This is a genomic window from Mesorhizobium sp. P2_E9 (assembly GCF_056403815.1).
Genome location: NZ_JBFUET010000009.1, coordinates 308385 through 324516, shown reverse-complemented (window position 1 = coordinate 324516; position 16132 = coordinate 308385). Strand labels below are relative to the sequence as shown.

Genomic DNA, 16132 nt, shown 5'->3' with positions numbered 1-16132 from the left:
CCGGGCTGTGGATCGGCGCGATAGCGCCGAGACGGATGAGGGATGCTGGACGGATCGCGACGTCGAACTAATCTTGCGCAATGCCGCATCAGCCAGTTCCACCAGCCAAACGTCGCTTCGCTCGCTCCCTTCGGCGCGCCATGATGGAAGCGGAAGACAGGCTGTGGCAAGAGCTGCGTGACCGCAGGCTCGACGGGGTAAAATTCCGGCGCCAGATGCCGGTCGGAAAGTGCGTTGCCGATTTTGTCTGTGTCGAGGCGGGGCTGATTGTCGAGATCGACGGGGGCCAACACGCTGAACCATCTTACGACAACACACGTAGTGCGGAACTGAAAGCGAGAGGCTTTCGTGTGTTGCGCTTTTGGAACGACGACGTGCGGAAGGATTTGAACGGCGTTTGCGACACCATCATCGCCTACCTACAGGACTTGAACCTGCAACCGTGGCGGTGATCGAACGCCGGCGTCAAGCTGGAACACCCCTCATCCGTCTCGGCGCTGCGCGCCGATCCACCTTCTCCCACAGGGGGAGAAGGAAAAAGGACAACAAAAAACCGACGTCAGCTTGCTTCTGACGCCGGTCATTTAGGTTTTGGGATCGTCGCACCCGATTCTTCCGAGGAAAAACCGAGGTTGGTTCGATCCGACGCAGACCCGTGGGCGGGGGGCTTGGGGTTTACGAGCCGGTGCCGGACCGAACCGTCTCAGGCAACGCCGGTAAATTCGTCGGACATTGGGGCATGAGCGCGGATAAAAAATGGCGAGAATGTGGCGAAGCATCACCAATTCCAACATGCCGTTCGCAAACGTGACTGGACGTGACGGAAACGGCGCGCCGCCGCAGGCGCTTCGCCGCTCTTGCAATTGCCGCGCGAAGGGGCCAATTTTGGTTGGCAAAGATTCATTTTGAAGGATCGAGGCATGACTGATGACAGCGGCGGGACGGGGGATGGTGACGCATCCGCAATATTGATCCCGCTGCACGAGGCGCGACGAGAGCGCCTCGACCAGCCGGTGCGCTTCGACCGGCGTGAACTGGACCAGATCCTCAGACTCTACGGACGCATGGTCGCCGCCAATGAATGGCGCGACTACGCCATCGATCATCTCACCGACAGGGCCGTGTTTTCCGTCTTTCGCCGTGCCAGCGAAGTGCCGCTGTTCCAGATCGTCAAGGACCCGAAACTGGCCCGCAAGCAAGGCGCCTTCGCCGTCATCGCCGCCGGCGGCCGCATCCTCAAACGCGGCCAGGAGCTCGGCCGCGTGCTTGGTGTGTTCGACGGCAAGCTCAGGGTTGTAGAGGCTTGAGCTGAGAGGGGAATTGAGGAACTGGAGAATTGAGGTATTGAGGAAAAGGGCATTCGGCGCCTGATATGCCGGTCGCGTTCTTTTGTTCTTCAGTTCCTCAATTCTTCAATTCCTCAGTTCATTCTCCGATTTCCCAGTTCATTCCCTCTTAGCCCCTCACGAAATCTCCGTTCCGGCAGAGAAACCGGATCGGGCGGCAGCGTCGCCCCGCCATTCAGCGACAGCTGCATGAACACCGTGTCCAGCCAGCGCCCATGCTTGTAGCCGGAGCCTTCGAGCCGGCCCGAATGGCGAAAACCGAGCTTTTCGTGCAGCCTGACCGAGGCGCTGTCGGCATGGCCGTCGCCGATCACCGCGACGATCTGGCGGAAGCCCGCCGCCTCGGCCGCCGCGATCAAGGCCTGCATCAGCATGAGTCCCACGCCCTGGCCCTTGGCCTCAGGCGCGACATAGACCGAATCCTCGACGACGAAGCGATAGGCGGGGCGCGGCCGGAAAGCGCCGGCATAGGCATAGCCGAGCACGGCGCCGTCCTTTTCCGCCACCAGATAGGGAAAGCCGCCAGCCGTGAGCGTGGCGAATCGCGTGCCCATCTCGGCACGGCCTGGCGGCTCCAGCTCGTAGCTCGCCGTGCCATGTGTCACCGCGTCGGCGTAGATTTCGGTGATGGTGTCGAGGTCGGCCGCGCTGGCCGGCCGAATCACGATATTGCTCATTCTTTATGCAAGCCTTCTGTCTGCCTCGGATAACAGCAAACACCGGTGCAAAAGAAAAGGGCGGCCGTTGGGCCGCCCTTTCCAAACTCTATGGTCCAGTCAGACCATGACGCGAAGCCTCAGCGGCGGTCGCCCATGAACTGCAGCAGGAACATGAACAGGTTGATGAAGTCGAGATAGAGCCTCAGCGCGCCCATGATGGCCTTGCGGCCGGCGACATCCGAAGCGTCACCCTCGAAATACATCTCCTTGATCTTCTGCGTGTCATAGGCGGTGAGGCCGGCGAAGACCAGCACGCCGATCGCCGAAACGGCAAACGACAGCGCCGACGAGTGCAGGAAGATGTTGATCACCGACGCGATGATGATGCCGAACACGCCCATGATCAGGAACGAACCCATCGCCGTCAGGTCGCGCTTGGTCGTGTAACCGAACAGCGACAGCGCGCCGAAGGCGGCGGCGGTGGCAAAGAAGGTCTGCGAGATGCTGGCCGGCGTGTAGACCAGGAAGATCGACGACAGCGACAGGCCGACGAGGCCGGCATAGACCCAGAACGTCGTCTGCGCGGCAGCAACGCTCATTGACTGAACGCGGAACGATAGGAACATCACAGCAGCCAGCGGGGCAAAGATCACCACCCACTTAAGCGGCGAGCCGAAGATCGCAACGCCAAAGGACGTCAGCATCTCGCCGGTCGGCAGCGTTGCGACAGCCGAGGCCGGATCGGTGGTGGTGGCCAGCATGATCGTGCCGACGGCGGCAAGGCCGGTGATGAGGAGGCCAAGCCCCATCAGATTGTAGACCTTGATCATATAGGCGCGCAGACCCTGATCGATGTCGGCGCGGACGCCGGGCACTGCCGACGTCTGATAATTGCGAATGGGATCAGCCATTGGAATCCTCTATTGCTTCTGCCCCGTCCGGTGTCGGGCCTCTTGCGGACCCAGGCGCCGCTGGCGGGGCTCCAGCATGCCTGTGGCGAAATATGATGGTTATTCGCGTCAAGAACAAGACCGTAACCGGATGTAACGGTTCGTGAGAGACCGAAATGCCGATTCCCGGGCTTTCCGGACCTCATCCTTACCAAGATTTAATCCGGGATGGCGGCTCCGGCCCTGAAATTACAGCTCGCGCAGCACAGGTGCTGCCTTTTGACCGAGCACCCGCCAGGTGCCGGCAAGACCGATACCGACGGTGATGACGAGCGAAAACAGGATGGTCGCCACCGCCACCTCTGGCATGAAATGCGACGGCAGCGTCATGATGCGGGCGACAATGTACCAGGCCGCGATCCCACCAGCCGCCAGCGCGAAGATGGCGGTGGCCAGTCCGATCAGCATGTACTCGAGAGAGAAGGCCGTGATCAGCGTTCTCCTGGTGGCGCCGAGCGTCTTCAGCACCACCGCGTCATGGATGCGGGCGCGGTTGCCGGCGGCCAGCGCGCCGGCCAGCACCAGCACCGAGGCGATCAGCGCCACGCCGGCCGCCGCGCGGATCGCCGTGCCGAGCTGGCCGACCAGGCGGTTGACGACATCGAGCGCATCCTTGACCCGCACCGTCGTCACCGCCGGGAAAGCGCGGGTTACGGCATTGAGGATGCGCGTGTCATCGGCCGTCGTGGCGCTCCTTTCGGTCAATGTCGCCATCCAGCCATGCGGGGCCCCGGTGAATGTGTTGGGCGAGAACACCATGACGAAATTGATGCCCATCGTTTCCCATTGGACCTGGCGGAAATTGGCGATCCTGGCCGTCACGTTGCGGCCAAGCACGTTGACGGTGACGGTGTCGCCGAGCTTCAGTCCGATTTCCTTGCCTTCTTGCGCAGAGAACGACACCAGCGGCTCGCCGGCATAATTGTCCGGCCACCATTTACCCTCGGTCAGCGTCGCGTTTCCCGGCTGCCTGGCGTCATAGGTCAGGCCGCGATCGCCTTTCAGCACCCAGGCGCCTTCGGCCGGCACCTTGACCTTGTCGACATCGACGCCGTTGAGCGCCATCACCCGGCCGCGCAGCATCGGCACCTTGGCCAGTGTTCCCTGTGGCGCTTGCCTGTCGATCAACGCGGAGAACGCGTCGACATCGCTGCCCTGGATGTCGACGAAGAAGAAGTTCGGCGCCCGCTCCGGCAGGCTGCCGGAGATTTGCTGCCGCAGATTCCCATCGATCAGCGCCAGCGTCACCAGCAGCGTCAGCCCGAGCCCCAGCGACAGCACCACCGATGGCGTCAAGGCGCCGGGCCGATGGATGTTGCCGACAGCGAGCCTGAGCGCCACGAAGCGCACGCGCGGGCTCTTCCTTGCCGCCCATTGCACCAGCGCGCCGACGAGCCGCAGCACCAGGAAGGCGAAGATGGTGGCGCCGACGAAGATCGAGGCAATGCGCTGGTCGCCCGAGAACAGGATGGCCAAAGCCGCCAGCAGCAGCGCGATGCCGACGGCCGATGCGACATAGATCGGACGCGGCAAACCACGGCCTTCCAGACCCATCTCGCGAAACAGCGCGGTTGCCGGCACATCGCGGGCGCGGCCGAGCGGCAGCAGCGCGAAGGCCAGCGTTACCAGCAGGCCGAACAGCGCCGCCATGGCGAGCGCGCCGGGATAGAAGCCACCCTCCGCTGGCACCGGGATGACGGACTGCAGCGCGGCACTCGCGGCAAAGGGCATCAGCGCGCCGAGCACGAGACCGAGCACGATGCCGAGTGCCGCGATGATCAGGATCTGCACGAGGTAGACGGCAAAGACAAAGCCGCCGGAAGCGCCGAGGCTCTTGAAGGTGGCGATGACGCCGCGCTTGCCGTCGAGATAGGCGCGCACCGCGTTCGCGACGCCGACGCCGCCGACCACCAGCGCCGTCAGCCCGACCAGCGTCAGGAACTGCGAGAACCGTTCGATGTTGGAGGACAGCGCCGGCGCCGCATTGCTGCGCGTGCGGATGGACCAGCCGGCCTCGGGAAAATCTTTCGCCGCCTGATCCTGGATGGCCTTGAGCCGCGCCTCGTCGACGTCGGCCGGCAGCCGGACCTTGTAGGCATTTTCAACCAGGCTGCCCGGCTGCACCAGCCCGCTGGCGGCCAGACCTTGGGTCGAGATCATCAGCCTTGGCGCGAAACCGAAACCGTCGGACACGGCATCCGGCTCGGTGACCAGCCTGGCGCGCAGCTCGAAGGTCGCGGTGCCAAGCTTCAGCCGGTCACCGGGCTTGAGATGCAGCCGTTCGAACAGCAGATCCGGTGCCACCGCACCGAAGACGCCAAACTCTTCGCCGAACAGCTCCTGCTTCGACAGCTTCGGCTCGGTTTCCAGCGCACCATAGAGCGGATAGGCGTCGTCGACCGCCTTGGCCTCGACCAGCGCCTGGTCCGAACCATCGGCCAGGCGCGCCATCGAGCGCATGTTTGCGGTGCGCGAAACAGTGCCCAGCCCGTCGAGGAAGCCGCGCTCAGCCTGGCTGGCATCGCGCTGGTTGATCTGGAAGCGCAGATCGCCGCCGAGCAGCGTCTGGCCCTGGTCGGCGACGCCGGCACTGATCGAACGGGCAACCGAATTGACGCCGCCAATCGCCGCGACGCCGAGCGCGATGCAGGCGAGGAAGATCAGGAAGCCCGACAGGCCGCCGCGCATCTCGCGCAGCGAGAAGCGGACGGCAAGCTTCAGCGTCTGCGCCAGCGGCATCAGGCGGTAACCTTGACCGGCGCCGGCGCTTCGATCCGGCCGGATCGCATCGAGACCTGGCGCGAACAGCGCGCCGCAAGTGCGGGATCATGGGTGACCAGCACCAGCGTCATGCCGCGCTCGGCCGCCTTGGCGAACAGGAGGTCAGCAACCTGCCGCCCCGTCGCCTGGTCGAGATTGCCGGTCGGCTCGTCGGCGATGAGGATGCGCGGCGACGGCGCCAGCGCCCGGGCGATCGCCACACGCTGCTGTTCACCGCCCGAGAGCTCGCCGGGATAATGAGTGACGCGGTCGGAGAGGCCCACCGCCGCCAATTCGCGTGCCGCCACCGAAAACGGATCAGCATGGCCGGCGAGTTCCAGCGGCACCGCGACATTTTCGAGCGCCGTCATGTTGGGGATGAGGTGGAAGGACTGGAAGACGATGCCAATGTTTCGGCCGCGAAACGAAGCAATCTGGTCCTCGCTCTTGCCGTTGAGCAGTTCGCCGGCGATTCGTACCGTACCCGAATCGACCCGTTCCAGCCCTGCCAGAACCATCAGCAGTGTCGACTTGCCTGACCCCGAAGGCCCGACGATGCCGGTTGCCTCGCCGCGCGCCACTTCAAGGCTGACGCCCTTCAACACATGGACGGACGAAGCGCCCTCGCCGAGCGTCAGCGATACGTCTTTCAGCGCGATGACGGCTTCTGTCAAAATGAAAGTGTCCTATATGGAACGTGAAGGCTCTGCTTGCCGGAAGCCGTCGCCCGGAAGAATATTTTTGTCATATGGGGCCTGCCGCATGTCTTTCAAACGCCAGATAGCCGCAGGCTTGATCCTTTTCCTCGCCGTTTGCGGCGCCATTTCGTCGGCGCGGGCCGAGCCATTCAAGATCGTTGGCTTCGGTGACAGCCTGATGGCGGGCTTTGGCCTCGGGCCGGGCGAGGGTTTTACCGACAAGCTCCAGGCAGCTTTGCGCGCCAAAGGCCATGACGTAACCGTGGCCAATGCCGGGGTTTCCGGTGACACCACCAGCGGCGGCCTGGCGCGGCTCGACTGGTCGGTGCCGGACGGAACCCAGCTGGTCATCCTCGAACTCGGCGCCAACGACATGCTGCGCGGCGTCGCGCCCGATATCGCCGGGAAGAACCTGGACGAGATGATGGGCAAGCTCAAACAGCGCAACATCGCGGTGCTGCTTGCCGGCATGCGCGCCGCACCCAATCTCGGCGCCGACTACCTGACCGCCTTCGACGCCATCTTTCCAGACCTGGCCGCGAAGTACGGCGTCCCACTCTATCCGTTCTTCCTCGACGGCGTCGCCGGGCAGCCTGGCCTGCAGCTCGAGGATGGTTTGCATCCGAATGCCAGAGGTGTCGACCTGATGGTCGAGCGCATCCTGCCCACCGTCGAGAAGGCCATCGCGGCGGTGCCCGGAGGCAGATGAGGCCGATCTGGGCCTGTTCCGTTGGGGAAACTTTTTTGCGAGACCTGTGACCAACAAACCTCTTGCCCCGTTTGACTATCGATGATTCGCTAGGGATGACAGTTCGATTCGAGGAAGGGAGGCTCATCATGCCGCGTCTTTTCACCGCCCTCGAAATTCCGCGTGACGCCGCCCTTTCGCTGTCCCTGCTGCGGGGCGGCCTGCCAGGCGCCCGCTGGATCGACGTTGAAAACTACCATTTGACGCTGCGCTTCATCGGTGATGTCCCCGGTCACGTCGCCGATGAGATCGCCAATGCGCTCGACCGTGTCCACCGCCCGTCCTTCTCGCTGACACTGTCCGGTGTCGGCGCTTTCGGCCAGAAGAAGCCGCACGCCGTATGGGCCGGCGCCTCCGCTTCGCCCGATCTCGCCGCCCTTCAGGGCGAAATCGAACGCATCTGCCAGCGGCTCGGCATCCCCGCCGACCCACGCAAGTTCATGCCGCATGTGACGCTGGCGCGCCTGCGCAATTCGACCCCGCTGGATGTCGCCCAATATCTGTCGGCGCGCGGCAATTTCTCGACGCTGCCGTTCCGCATCGGCCGTTTCGTCTTGATGTCGTCGCGCGATTCGGTCGGCGGCGGTCCCTACATCGTCGAGGAGGCCTGGCCGCTGTCGGGCACCGATGCGCGTGCCGCCAGCCGCGTCGCCAACGCCTCCGACGCCTCGCGGATCATGCGGTAGACTTCGGCAAACGCCTCCGCCCCATCATAATAGGGATCCGGCACGTCGCGCGCCTGTCCGTGCGCGAACTCCAGGAAGAGCTGCACCCGGTCCCGCGCCGCCGTCGGCGCCAGCGCCTTGAGATCGGCGACATTCGAACGGTCCATGCCAAGGATCAGGTCGAAACGGGAGAAATCCTCCGGCCTGACCTTGCGTGCCCTCTGCCCGGAAATGTCGATGCCGTGGCGCATTGCAATCGCGATCGAGCGTGGATCAGGCGCCGAGCCGACCTCCCAGCCGCTGGTAGCGGCCGAATCGAGCTGGATATCCCGGCCCCAGCCATGCTCTGCCCAGACGGCGCGAAAGACGCCCTCGGCCAGCGGCGACCGGCAGATGTTGCCGAGACAAACGAAAAGAATGGAATTTATCGGCTTTATGCTCATTCGATATGCGCCGTTTGTGCATTTGGAACCCTAAAACCGCAAAGCACTTCTGGGCGAGTTGCATTATGGTGAGGGTCAAATTCGAGATAGCACGGGAAATCATCATGACGAGAGAAAAACTCAGCAAGGAGGCCATCACCGCCGCCCTTGCCGAACTCGGCGACTGGTCGCTGGCCACGGACGGCGCCTCGATCAAGCGCAGCTTCGTCTTCAAGAATTTCTCCGAAGCCTTCGCCTTCATGACCCGCGTCGCGCTGGCCGCCGAGAAGATGGATCATCACCCCGACTGGTCAAATGTCTACAAGACCGTGGACGTGACGCTGAACACCCATGACGCCGGCGGCGTCACGGCGCTCGACATAGCGCTGGCAAAGAAGATGAACGCATACGCTGGTTAGCATCGGGAGACTTGTCGGCGCAGCAATGCGGCAAGGATGGATTCCGATTTTCAGGCCAAGGAACCACCCCGCATCTTGTAGCTTGGTTCAGCTTTCACCACATTTTCCCTCGCGAGGCATGCGCCAGGATGCGCATGAGACCCGCAAGGAGTGATTGATGGCGCAACAACCCGGTTTTGATTTCTTTGGCTTTGGCGACAAGCTCGGCGGCGAAAGCGAGGTGCGCGAAAAATTCTGGCGCACGGCCAAGAAGGCCGCACGGCAGATCCCGTTCATGGAAGACGTCGTCGCCGCTTACTACTGCGCCATGGACAAGAACACACCGATGCGCGCCAAGGGCATATTGGTGGCGGCGCTCGGCTATTTCGTCCTGCCCTTTGACCTCATCCCCGACTTCATTTTCGGGCTCGGCTTCACCGACGACATCGCCGTGCTGACCGCCGCGATCACCGCCGTCAGCGCCCACATCACGCCGGCGCATCGCCAGGCCGCCAAGGACGCCATCGCCGACAAGGGCTGAGCGTCTTCAGCCGGCACGTATCCCCTGGATCCCAGGCGTTCAGCGGCCGGCGAAAAAGTCAAACTCTTGCCGCTTTCGTGGCCTCCAAGTCGCCGAAGGGACGTCGCGCCGGCCGCTGACAAGGCGGCGGCGCGGAAATGGCGGCGGTTTCCTGGGGTGAGCGTCCTTTTGTTGAAGGAAATTCACCGTTTGGTAACCCAGATTAAATCAAAATGAAGCGACGGCAGGACGCCAAGCGGCCCGCCTCCGCACCATTTGGAATACGGGAAAGACGATGCGCGGATTGATAGCACTGGTTTCGAGTCTGGTCCTGGTGGCTTCGGCAGCGCCTGTTCTGGCGCAGCAGGCGACCAAGATCGGCCAGCACAATGCCTGGGGCACCTACAGCTACCAGGCATCGGGCGGCAAGGTCTGTTACGTGCTCACCGTGCCGACCGACAAGCAACCGCCGACGCTCGACCATGGCGACATGTTCTTCTTCGTCAGCCAGCGGCCGGGACAGCAGGTGTCCTACGAGCCGCAGTTCATTGCCGGCTACACCTTCCAGGAAGGCTCCAAGGCCACCGTCACCATCGACAAGAAGTCATTCTCGATGTTCACGAAAGGCAAGTCGGCCTGGGTCGAGAACGCAGCCGAGGAACCGGTGCTGATCGCCGCCATGAAGACCGGTACCGACATGAAGGTGACGGCGAAGTCCGGCCGCGGCAATCCCACCTCCTATGTCTTCTCGCTGAAGGGCATTTCGGCGGCGCTGACGTCGATCGCCAAGTGCAAATAGGCAAAGCCTCATTTTGAAGCAAAAGGCCGGGCCGCGAAGCCGGGCCTTTTTTGCTTGCCCACCATCACCTGAGGACAGGATGTGGCTGCGATCGTCGTCGTTCGCGCAGGTGCCGGGCGGCGATCACTTGCGGACACGCGATCCCTTGAAAAAGGCGCCCCGGCCAAACGTCTCCGGTCGCGGCTGTTGGACATGTGCGGGCTGGTTTGGAGGGCTGTTCATGGACGCCCCGATGCCTGAGTGATCTGCGCGCAGGGTGCTCCCGCCGGCTCCTGCAGGCGGGAGCGATCCCTACGGAGAGAGGTCCTCACATAGCCATTTTTTCACATTCGGCCTGAGCCTTCTTTGTCGACGTATCGATCATGTAGGCTTTGCCCTTGGCGTCGGTGATCATCATCATGCAGTGCTTGATCGGCTTTGCCATCTTCATCATCTCGGCGCCCATCTTCGCGTCCGGCTTCATGGTGCCCATATGCCCGTCCGGCATGATCGCCGTCACCTCCCCGCCTTTCATCATGGTCATTGTGCCCATTGCGTCTTCGGCAAAAGCCTGCGGCGTGGAAAGGCCGACGAGACCGGCAATGACGGCGAGCTTGATCGAGTTCATTCTGCATACTCCCATTTTGCTAGGGCATGGTCGCCCCCCTCAGGCTTCGAAGGCGAGAGGGGAATCGTTACGTCAACACGACTATGTGATCGGCTCCCGCGTGGCGGGAAGATTGGGCACAAGGCTGCCAGTCAGTCGTAGCGGGCTGTTGCCGTGCGACAAACTGGTTGGTCCGATGAACTCTCGGTTCAAATGGCACAGACCGTCGGTCGATCAGAACATTCGCGATCGAAACGCTGCCGGCCAACTCGGGTTGTGTCCGCCACCGCATGACTCCGCCCTCAACCTGTGCTATGCGCCGCGCTTCAGTTCCGGCACGATGATGAAATCAGCCGCAAACCGCTTATATCAGTTGCAACCATGACCCTTTCCTTCGACCTCACCACTGAAGGTGCCCGTGACGCGTTGCGCGCCCGCGCCGCGCCCGAGAAGCCGTCGCTGATCGGCCTGACGCGTGCCGAGCTCGCAGAGGCGCTCGTCACGTCCGGCATCGTGCCTGAGCGCCAGGCAAAAATGCGCGCCCAGCAGCTCTGGCACTGGATGTATGTGCGCGGCGTCTCCGACTTCCCGGGCATGCTGAACATCTCGAAGGATCTGCGCGCCGAGCTCGACAAGCATTTTACGGTCGCGCGGCCCGAGATCGTCGAGGAACAGATTTCTTCCGACGGCACCCGTAAATGGCTGTTCCGTTTTCCGCCGCGCGGCGCCGGCCGGCCGGTCGAGATCGAAACCGTCTATATCCCCGAGGAAGGCCGCGGCACACTCTGCATCTCCTCGCAGGTCGGCTGCACGCTGACCTGCTCGTTCTGCCACACCGGCACGCAGAAGCTGGTGCGCAATTTGACCGCTGAGGAAATCCTCGCGCAATTGCTCACCGCGCGCGACCGGCTCGGCGACTTCCCCGACCGCGACACGCCGGACGGCGCCATCGTGCCGGCCGAGGGCCGCAAAGTGTCGAACATCGTCATGATGGGCATGGGCGAGCCGCTCTACAATTTCGAGGCGGTGAAGAAAGCGCTGCTGATCGCTTCCGACGGCGACGGCCTGTCTTTGTCGAAGCGCCGCATCACGCTGTCGACCTCCGGCGTCGTGCCGGAAATCTTCCGCACCGGCGAGGAGATCGGCGTCATGCTGGCGATCTCGCTGCATGCCACCAATGACGATCTGCGCGACCTTCTGGTCCCGATCAACAAGAAGTATCCGCTGAAAGAGCTGATCGCCGCCTGCCGCGCCTATCCCGGCCTGTCGAACGCCAAGCGCATCACCTTCGAATATGTGATGCTGAAGGACGTCAACGATTCCATCGAGGACGCCAAGGGCCTGATCAAGCTGCTCAAGGGCATTCCGGCCAAGATCAACCTGATCCCGTTCAACCCGTGGCCGGGCACCAACTACCAGTGCTCGGACTGGGAGACGATCGAGAAATTCGCCGACTACATCAACAATGCCGGCTATGCCTCGCCGATCCGCACGCCGCGCGGCCGTGACATCCTCGCTGCTTGCGGCCAGCTGAAGTCGGACTCCGAGCGCATGCGCAAGGTCGACCGGCTGGCGCTGGAAGCCATGATGATCGCGGGGCACGGCGAGGCGTGAGCCGTCTCGTCGCCGGGCTCAAGCGCTTCGCCATCATAGCCGTCGGCTATATCGCCGCTGTGCTGACCTCAATCCTGGTGCCTGTGCTGCTGATCACCCTTCTGGAAGGGATCGAGTATGGCAATTGGTCCCTGGTTTTCACCTTTGACTGGCTGGGCTCCTTCCCGCTCGCCGTATTGACCGTGGCGATCTGCGCCCTGCTGATCGTCGGCCCTGCCATCGTTTTCGCCGAATGGCGGTCGCTGCGAGGATGGTTCTACTTCGCAGCCACGGGTGCGATCACGTCCACCGCCTTTGGTGTTTTGGTCCCGGGCTCGGCCGGAGGATTTGTTTTCAATCCGGGCTTTCTCGGCTTCCTGGCCACGGCCGGCACCGCCGCCGGTTGGGTCTACTGGCTTCTGGCTGGGCGCGGGTCGGGTCGTCTTATGAAGCGAGAGCCGTGATGGGCCGCTTCGTCTCCTATCTCGTGCGCTTTGCCATGATCCTGTTCGGCTATGCCGTCGCCTCGCTGGCGGCGAGCGCCTTCCTCAACATCCTGTTCCTGGCCTCGCTCGGCTATACGCCTGAGCACGCGCACCCGACGGCAACGGCTTCGCTATATTTCTCGATCCCCTTCGTCGCTTTGTTCGTTGCCTATTTCGCCTTCATGCCGGCGGTAATCGTCATCCTGGCCGCCGAAATCCTCGGCCGGCGCGACTGGCTGTACTATGCGCTGGCGGGTGCGGTGGTGGCGGCGGTCTTCCTCGGCCTGGTCGACCACGCCCAAGAGTCCACCTTCGCGGTCACCGACACCAGCGCCATCATGGCGGTGATCGGCGGCGGCATGGTCGGCGGCATCTTCTACTGGCTGAGTGCCGGGCGCTGGGCCGGAAGCTGGTGGAAAGACGACAACGCTTCTATTTCGCCTGGGCCGTCAGGATCTTGAGCGCGAAGGCCGAGAACACGCCGGCGAAGAGATAGTCGACCACGCGCGTGACGCGCGGGCTGGCCTTCATTGCCGCCGAGAATTTCTCCGCCGCCAGCACCATCGGCGCCGTCACCGGGATCGACAGCACGATGAACATGGCGCCGAGGAAGAACAGCTTTCCCGGCGCGTGCGGATCATGCGCGGAGACGAACTGCGGCAGGAAGGTCATGAAGAACAGGATGATCTTCGGGTTGAGCAGATTGACGCCGAGCCCCGCCGCCCAGCTGCGCAACAGCGAGATCTGCGGACCTGTCTTCTTCTCCGGCGAAAAGGCCGAGCCCTTGGCGATCGCCTGCCAGGCCAGGAAGACGAGATAGCCGGCGCCGAAAATCTTCAGCGCGAAGAAGGCCATCGGCGAGGCGACGATCAGCGCCGAGACGCCGACCACCACCAGCGTGGTGTGGATCAACGTGCCGCACAGCGCACCCGCCATCGAGGCAAAGCCGGTGGCACGCCCTTGGCTCAGCGTGCGCGAGACGAACAAGGTCATGTCGGGACCAGGCGTGATCGCCAGGATGACCGTGGCGATGGCGAACTGGATCAGCGTGGTAGTGTCGGGAATGAAGGACATGGAAGGGACCCGGGAGACCCGGAGCCTATACAAGATGCGTCGCGCCGGCGCCAGATGCGAGGTTGGCGCCCGGCAGCAGCCCGGTTTCTAGAGCAATTCCAGGAAAAGTGTGAAACGGTTTTCCGTCCGGAATTGCGTTGAAACAAAGAGTTAGAGCGGTTTGCCGTTTCCGTGAAACGGTGAACTGCTCTAAGCCGCCGACTGATCGAGTTCGACCAGCACGACAGCCGCCGCTCCGGGCAACAGAATCTGATCGATCGGCTTGGGGCGGCCGAGGAAATAGCCTTGCGCCTCGTTGCAGCCTTCGACTTGCAGAATGGAGAGCTGGACGTGGGTCTCGACGCGTTCGGCAAGCACCGGAATGTCGAGGCTGCGCCCCAGCGTCAGCACGGCGCGGATGATCGCCTTGGCCTGCGGGCTGCGCTCGACGTCGGCCATGAAGGAGCGGTCGAGCTTGATCTTGTCGAACGGGAACGAGCGCAGCGTGTCGAGCGACGAATAGCCGGTGCCGAAATCGTCGATCGCGATCGTCACGCCCAGCGCCTTGATCTGGCGCAGCACGTGCAGCGTGCGCACCTTGTCGGCGACGATCGTCGATTCGGTGAGCTCGAGCTCGAGACGCTTCGGCGACAGGCCGGTCTCGATCAGGATCTGGTGGACGAGCTTGGCGAGATCGGCATGGGCGAACTGCACCGGCGACAGATTGACCGCGATCTTGTGGCCATTGTCCCAGGAGGCCGCCTGCCGGCATGCGGTGCGCAACACCCACTCGCCGATCGGCAGAATGGAGCCGTTCTCCTCGGCGATCGGAATGAATTCGACCGGCGGGACCATGCCGTGCACGGGATGGGTCCAGCGCAGCAACGCCTCGTAGCCGCAAGTGGCGCCGGTCGCAACCGAGGTCTGCACCTGATAGTGCAGCGAGAGCTCGCCGCGCTCGATCGCCAGGCGAAGGTCGGTGGCCAGCGCGCGGCGCGCCCGCGCCGTCTCGTCCATGGCCGATTCGTAGAAGCAGACGGCCCGCGTCACGTCATTCTTGGCCCGGTACATGGCCAGGTCCGCATTGCTGACCAGCCTCTCCCGGTCGGCGCCGTCGCGCGGATAGACGGCGACGCCGATGCTGGCGCCGGTGACGGTCTCGAAATCGTCGATCCGCAACGGCTGGAACAATGATTTTTCCAGCCGCGACACCAGGCCGAGCAGCTCGTTCTGGTCCTTGAAGCGCTTGATGGCGGCAAATTCGTCGCCGCCGAGCCGGGCGACGAACTCGCCGTCGCCGGTCAGCTTCGCCAGCCTGCGGGCAATGATCTTGAGCGCCTGGTCGCCGGCCGCGTGTCCCCTGAGGTCGTTGATTTCCTTGAAGCGGTCGAGATCGATGACGATGACGGCGGTCATCGTGTCCTGATCCTCGTGCGCCCGCTCGATCTCATGGTCGAGGCGGTCGTTGAAGGAGACCCGATTGGCAAGGCCAGTAAGCGAGTCATTGAGGGCAAGATGCTGCAGCCGCTCGAAACTCTCGAGCCGGCCGCGTTCGTCGATCAGGTAGCTGGCAAAGCCGGTGGCCGCGACGATCAGGCCGACCACGGCGACCGCGACGGCCATCGCCTCGAGGATATCGGGATTGGTGCCGGTGGTGATGAAGGAGAGCGGCGTCACCGCCACCGCCGCCATCGCCGTGAAATGGAGGCCGACGATCGCCAGCACGAGCAGTCCGATGCCGAGATAGTGCGACCAGCGATACGGCCTGCGCGCCGCCTGGCCGATCGCCGCGGCGGAGAATGCCATCGCGATCAGCACCGACGCGACGATATAGAAGGCGTCCCATTCGACGATCCCGGCCACGTGATAGGCCATCATGCCGGTATAATGCATGGCCGAGATCGCCAGCCCGACGACGCATCCGCCCCATTCCGGCGCCAGGCCGCGGCCTTTGTCCAGGGCAAGGCGGAAGCCCGCCCCGGTTCCAACCATGGCGATGACCAGCGAGATCATGGTGAGTGCCGGATCGAAGGTGATCGGCGCGCCGGGCTGATAGGCCAGCATGGCGATGAAATGCGTGCACCAGATCGAGGACCCAGCGGCGACAGCGGTCAGGAACAGCCATCCCCGCATCTGCACGCCGACAGTTTTCCTGGCGCGGTCGAGGAGACCGATCGTCACCCAGCAGCCGGTGACGCACACCAGCGCCGCCAGCAGGACGAGCCACAGATTATGCTCCGTGACGATGCATGATATAACGCGCATCAGGAATGGTCCAAGCCCGAGGACACCCGCAATGAACGGGCAAAAGCCGCCTCGGCACTCGCGTGGCCAGTGCAGCTCTGTCCCGCTGATTTAGCGGCAGGACATGAAAACTTGCTTAAATCCTGGGCATAAATGCAGCCCATGATTGTACCGGGTTGTTTCCGCAGGGGCGTGATCCCGCCGTC

Annotated in this window: 18 protein-coding genes; 10 read left to right on the top strand and 8 right to left on the bottom strand. The window is 63.3% G+C overall.

Annotated elements, in window-relative coordinates:
- Positions 1 to 80 precede the first annotated feature (80 nt).
- Complete coding sequence (locus tag AC1D05_RS18045) at positions 81 to 452, top strand: endonuclease domain-containing protein (RefSeq protein ID WP_477442582.1); 372 nt, start codon at positions 81 to 83, stop codon at positions 450 to 452.
- A gap of 468 nt (positions 453 to 920) precedes the next feature.
- Complete coding sequence (locus AC1D05_RS18040) at positions 921 to 1307, top strand: DUF2794 domain-containing protein (RefSeq protein WP_477442580.1); 387 nt, start codon at positions 921 to 923, stop codon at positions 1305 to 1307.
- A 113-nt stretch (positions 1308 to 1420) separates the two neighbouring features.
- On the opposite strand, the gene AC1D05_RS18035 is transcribed toward AC1D05_RS18040, so the two are convergent.
- The 4 genes from AC1D05_RS18035 to AC1D05_RS18020 all read right to left on the bottom strand — a co-directional run bounded on the left by AC1D05_RS18035 (position 1421) and on the right by AC1D05_RS18020 (position 6389).
- The gene (locus tag AC1D05_RS18035; protein WP_477442578.1) at positions 1421 to 2023 is read right to left on the bottom strand and encodes an N-acetyltransferase family protein; all 603 of its coding nucleotides are present in this window, start codon (positions 2021 to 2023) and stop codon (positions 1421 to 1423) included.
- A gap of 119 nt (positions 2024 to 2142) precedes the next feature.
- Positions 2143 to 2916, bottom strand: a complete 774-nt coding sequence (locus tag AC1D05_RS18030) for a Bax inhibitor-1/YccA family protein (RefSeq protein WP_477442576.1) — start codon at positions 2914 to 2916, stop codon at positions 2143 to 2145.
- Between the two features lie 228 nt (positions 2917 to 3144).
- Positions 3145 to 5694: an ABC transporter permease gene (locus AC1D05_RS18025; RefSeq protein WP_477442575.1), complete on the bottom strand. Its 2550-nt coding sequence runs from the start codon at positions 5692 to 5694 to the stop codon at positions 3145 to 3147.
- Positions 5694 to 6389 carry an ABC transporter ATP-binding protein gene (locus AC1D05_RS18020; RefSeq protein ID WP_477442573.1) on the bottom strand — a complete coding sequence of 232 codons (696 nt, stop codon included), beginning with the start codon at positions 6387 to 6389 and terminating at the stop codon, positions 5694 to 5696. The genes AC1D05_RS18025 and AC1D05_RS18020 overlap by 1 nt, the downstream gene beginning before the upstream one ends.
- An 88-nt stretch (positions 6390 to 6477) precedes the next feature.
- Between AC1D05_RS18020 and AC1D05_RS18015 the strand changes: the two genes are divergently transcribed.
- Both AC1D05_RS18015 and thpR read left to right on the top strand, forming a co-directional pair.
- On the top strand, positions 6478 to 7122 hold the full coding sequence (locus AC1D05_RS18015) for an arylesterase (RefSeq protein WP_477442571.1): 645 nt from the start codon (positions 6478 to 6480) through the stop codon (positions 7120 to 7122).
- A 128-nt stretch (positions 7123 to 7250) separates the two neighbouring features.
- Positions 7251 to 7847 carry an RNA 2',3'-cyclic phosphodiesterase gene (thpR, locus tag AC1D05_RS18010; RefSeq protein WP_477442570.1) on the top strand — a complete coding sequence of 199 codons (597 nt, stop codon included), beginning with the start codon at positions 7251 to 7253 and terminating at the stop codon, positions 7845 to 7847.
- Here the strand turns inward: thpR and AC1D05_RS18005 are convergent.
- A complete protein-coding gene (locus tag AC1D05_RS18005; RefSeq protein ID WP_477442568.1) occupies positions 7751 to 8269 on the bottom strand; it encodes a low molecular weight protein-tyrosine-phosphatase in 519 nt (172 codons plus the stop codon). The genes thpR and AC1D05_RS18005 overlap by 97 nt on opposite strands.
- Positions 8270 to 8373: 104 nt before the next feature.
- Here AC1D05_RS18005 and AC1D05_RS18000 point away from each other — a divergent pair, with 104 nt between their 5' ends.
- The 3 genes from AC1D05_RS18000 (at position 8374) to AC1D05_RS17990 (ending at position 9965) form a co-directional block, all read left to right on the top strand.
- Complete coding sequence (locus AC1D05_RS18000; protein ID WP_477442566.1) at positions 8374 to 8667, top strand: 4a-hydroxytetrahydrobiopterin dehydratase; 294 nt, start codon at positions 8374 to 8376, stop codon at positions 8665 to 8667.
- A gap of 157 nt (positions 8668 to 8824) precedes the next feature.
- Positions 8825 to 9187: a YkvA family protein gene (locus tag AC1D05_RS17995; protein ID WP_095202663.1), complete on the top strand. Its 363-nt coding sequence runs from the start codon at positions 8825 to 8827 to the stop codon at positions 9185 to 9187.
- Positions 9188 to 9461: 274 nt separating this feature from the next.
- A complete protein-coding gene (locus AC1D05_RS17990) occupies positions 9462 to 9965 on the top strand; it encodes an invasion associated locus B family protein (protein ID WP_475455703.1) in 504 nt (167 codons plus the stop codon).
- Positions 9966 to 10272: 307 nt separating this feature from the next.
- Here AC1D05_RS17990 and AC1D05_RS17985 read toward each other — a convergent pair whose 3' ends face one another.
- Entirely contained in the window at positions 10273 to 10572 is a 300-nt protein-coding gene (locus AC1D05_RS17985) for a hypothetical protein (protein ID WP_477442564.1), read from the bottom strand.
- A gap of 360 nt (positions 10573 to 10932) precedes the next feature.
- Between AC1D05_RS17985 and rlmN the strand changes: the two genes are divergently transcribed.
- Genes rlmN through AC1D05_RS17970 form a run of 3 tightly spaced genes read left to right on the top strand, consistent with a single transcriptional unit; the run spans position 10933 to position 13090 of the window.
- The gene (rlmN, locus tag AC1D05_RS17980) at positions 10933 to 12165 is read left to right on the top strand and encodes a dual-specificity RNA methyltransferase RlmN (protein ID WP_477442562.1); all 1233 of its coding nucleotides are present in this window, start codon (positions 10933 to 10935) and stop codon (positions 12163 to 12165) included.
- Positions 12162 to 12608 carry a hypothetical protein gene (locus AC1D05_RS17975; protein ID WP_477442560.1) on the top strand — a complete coding sequence of 149 codons (447 nt, stop codon included), beginning with the start codon at positions 12162 to 12164 and terminating at the stop codon, positions 12606 to 12608. Before rlmN ends, AC1D05_RS17975 begins: the two co-directional genes overlap by 4 nt.
- Complete coding sequence (locus AC1D05_RS17970; RefSeq protein WP_477442559.1) at positions 12608 to 13090, top strand: hypothetical protein; 483 nt, start codon at positions 12608 to 12610, stop codon at positions 13088 to 13090. Before AC1D05_RS17975 ends, AC1D05_RS17970 begins: the two co-directional genes overlap by 1 nt.
- Here the strand turns inward: AC1D05_RS17970 and AC1D05_RS17965 are convergent.
- A complete protein-coding gene (locus AC1D05_RS17965) occupies positions 13062 to 13703 on the bottom strand; it encodes a LysE family translocator (protein WP_477442557.1) in 642 nt (213 codons plus the stop codon). The two genes, AC1D05_RS17970 and AC1D05_RS17965, sit on opposite strands and share 29 nt — an antisense overlap.
- Positions 13704 to 13892: 189 nt before the next feature.
- On the bottom strand, positions 13893 to 15947 hold the full coding sequence (locus tag AC1D05_RS17960) for a putative bifunctional diguanylate cyclase/phosphodiesterase (RefSeq protein ID WP_477442555.1): 2055 nt from the start codon (positions 15945 to 15947) through the stop codon (positions 13893 to 13895).
- Positions 15948 to 16132 lie beyond the last annotated feature (185 nt).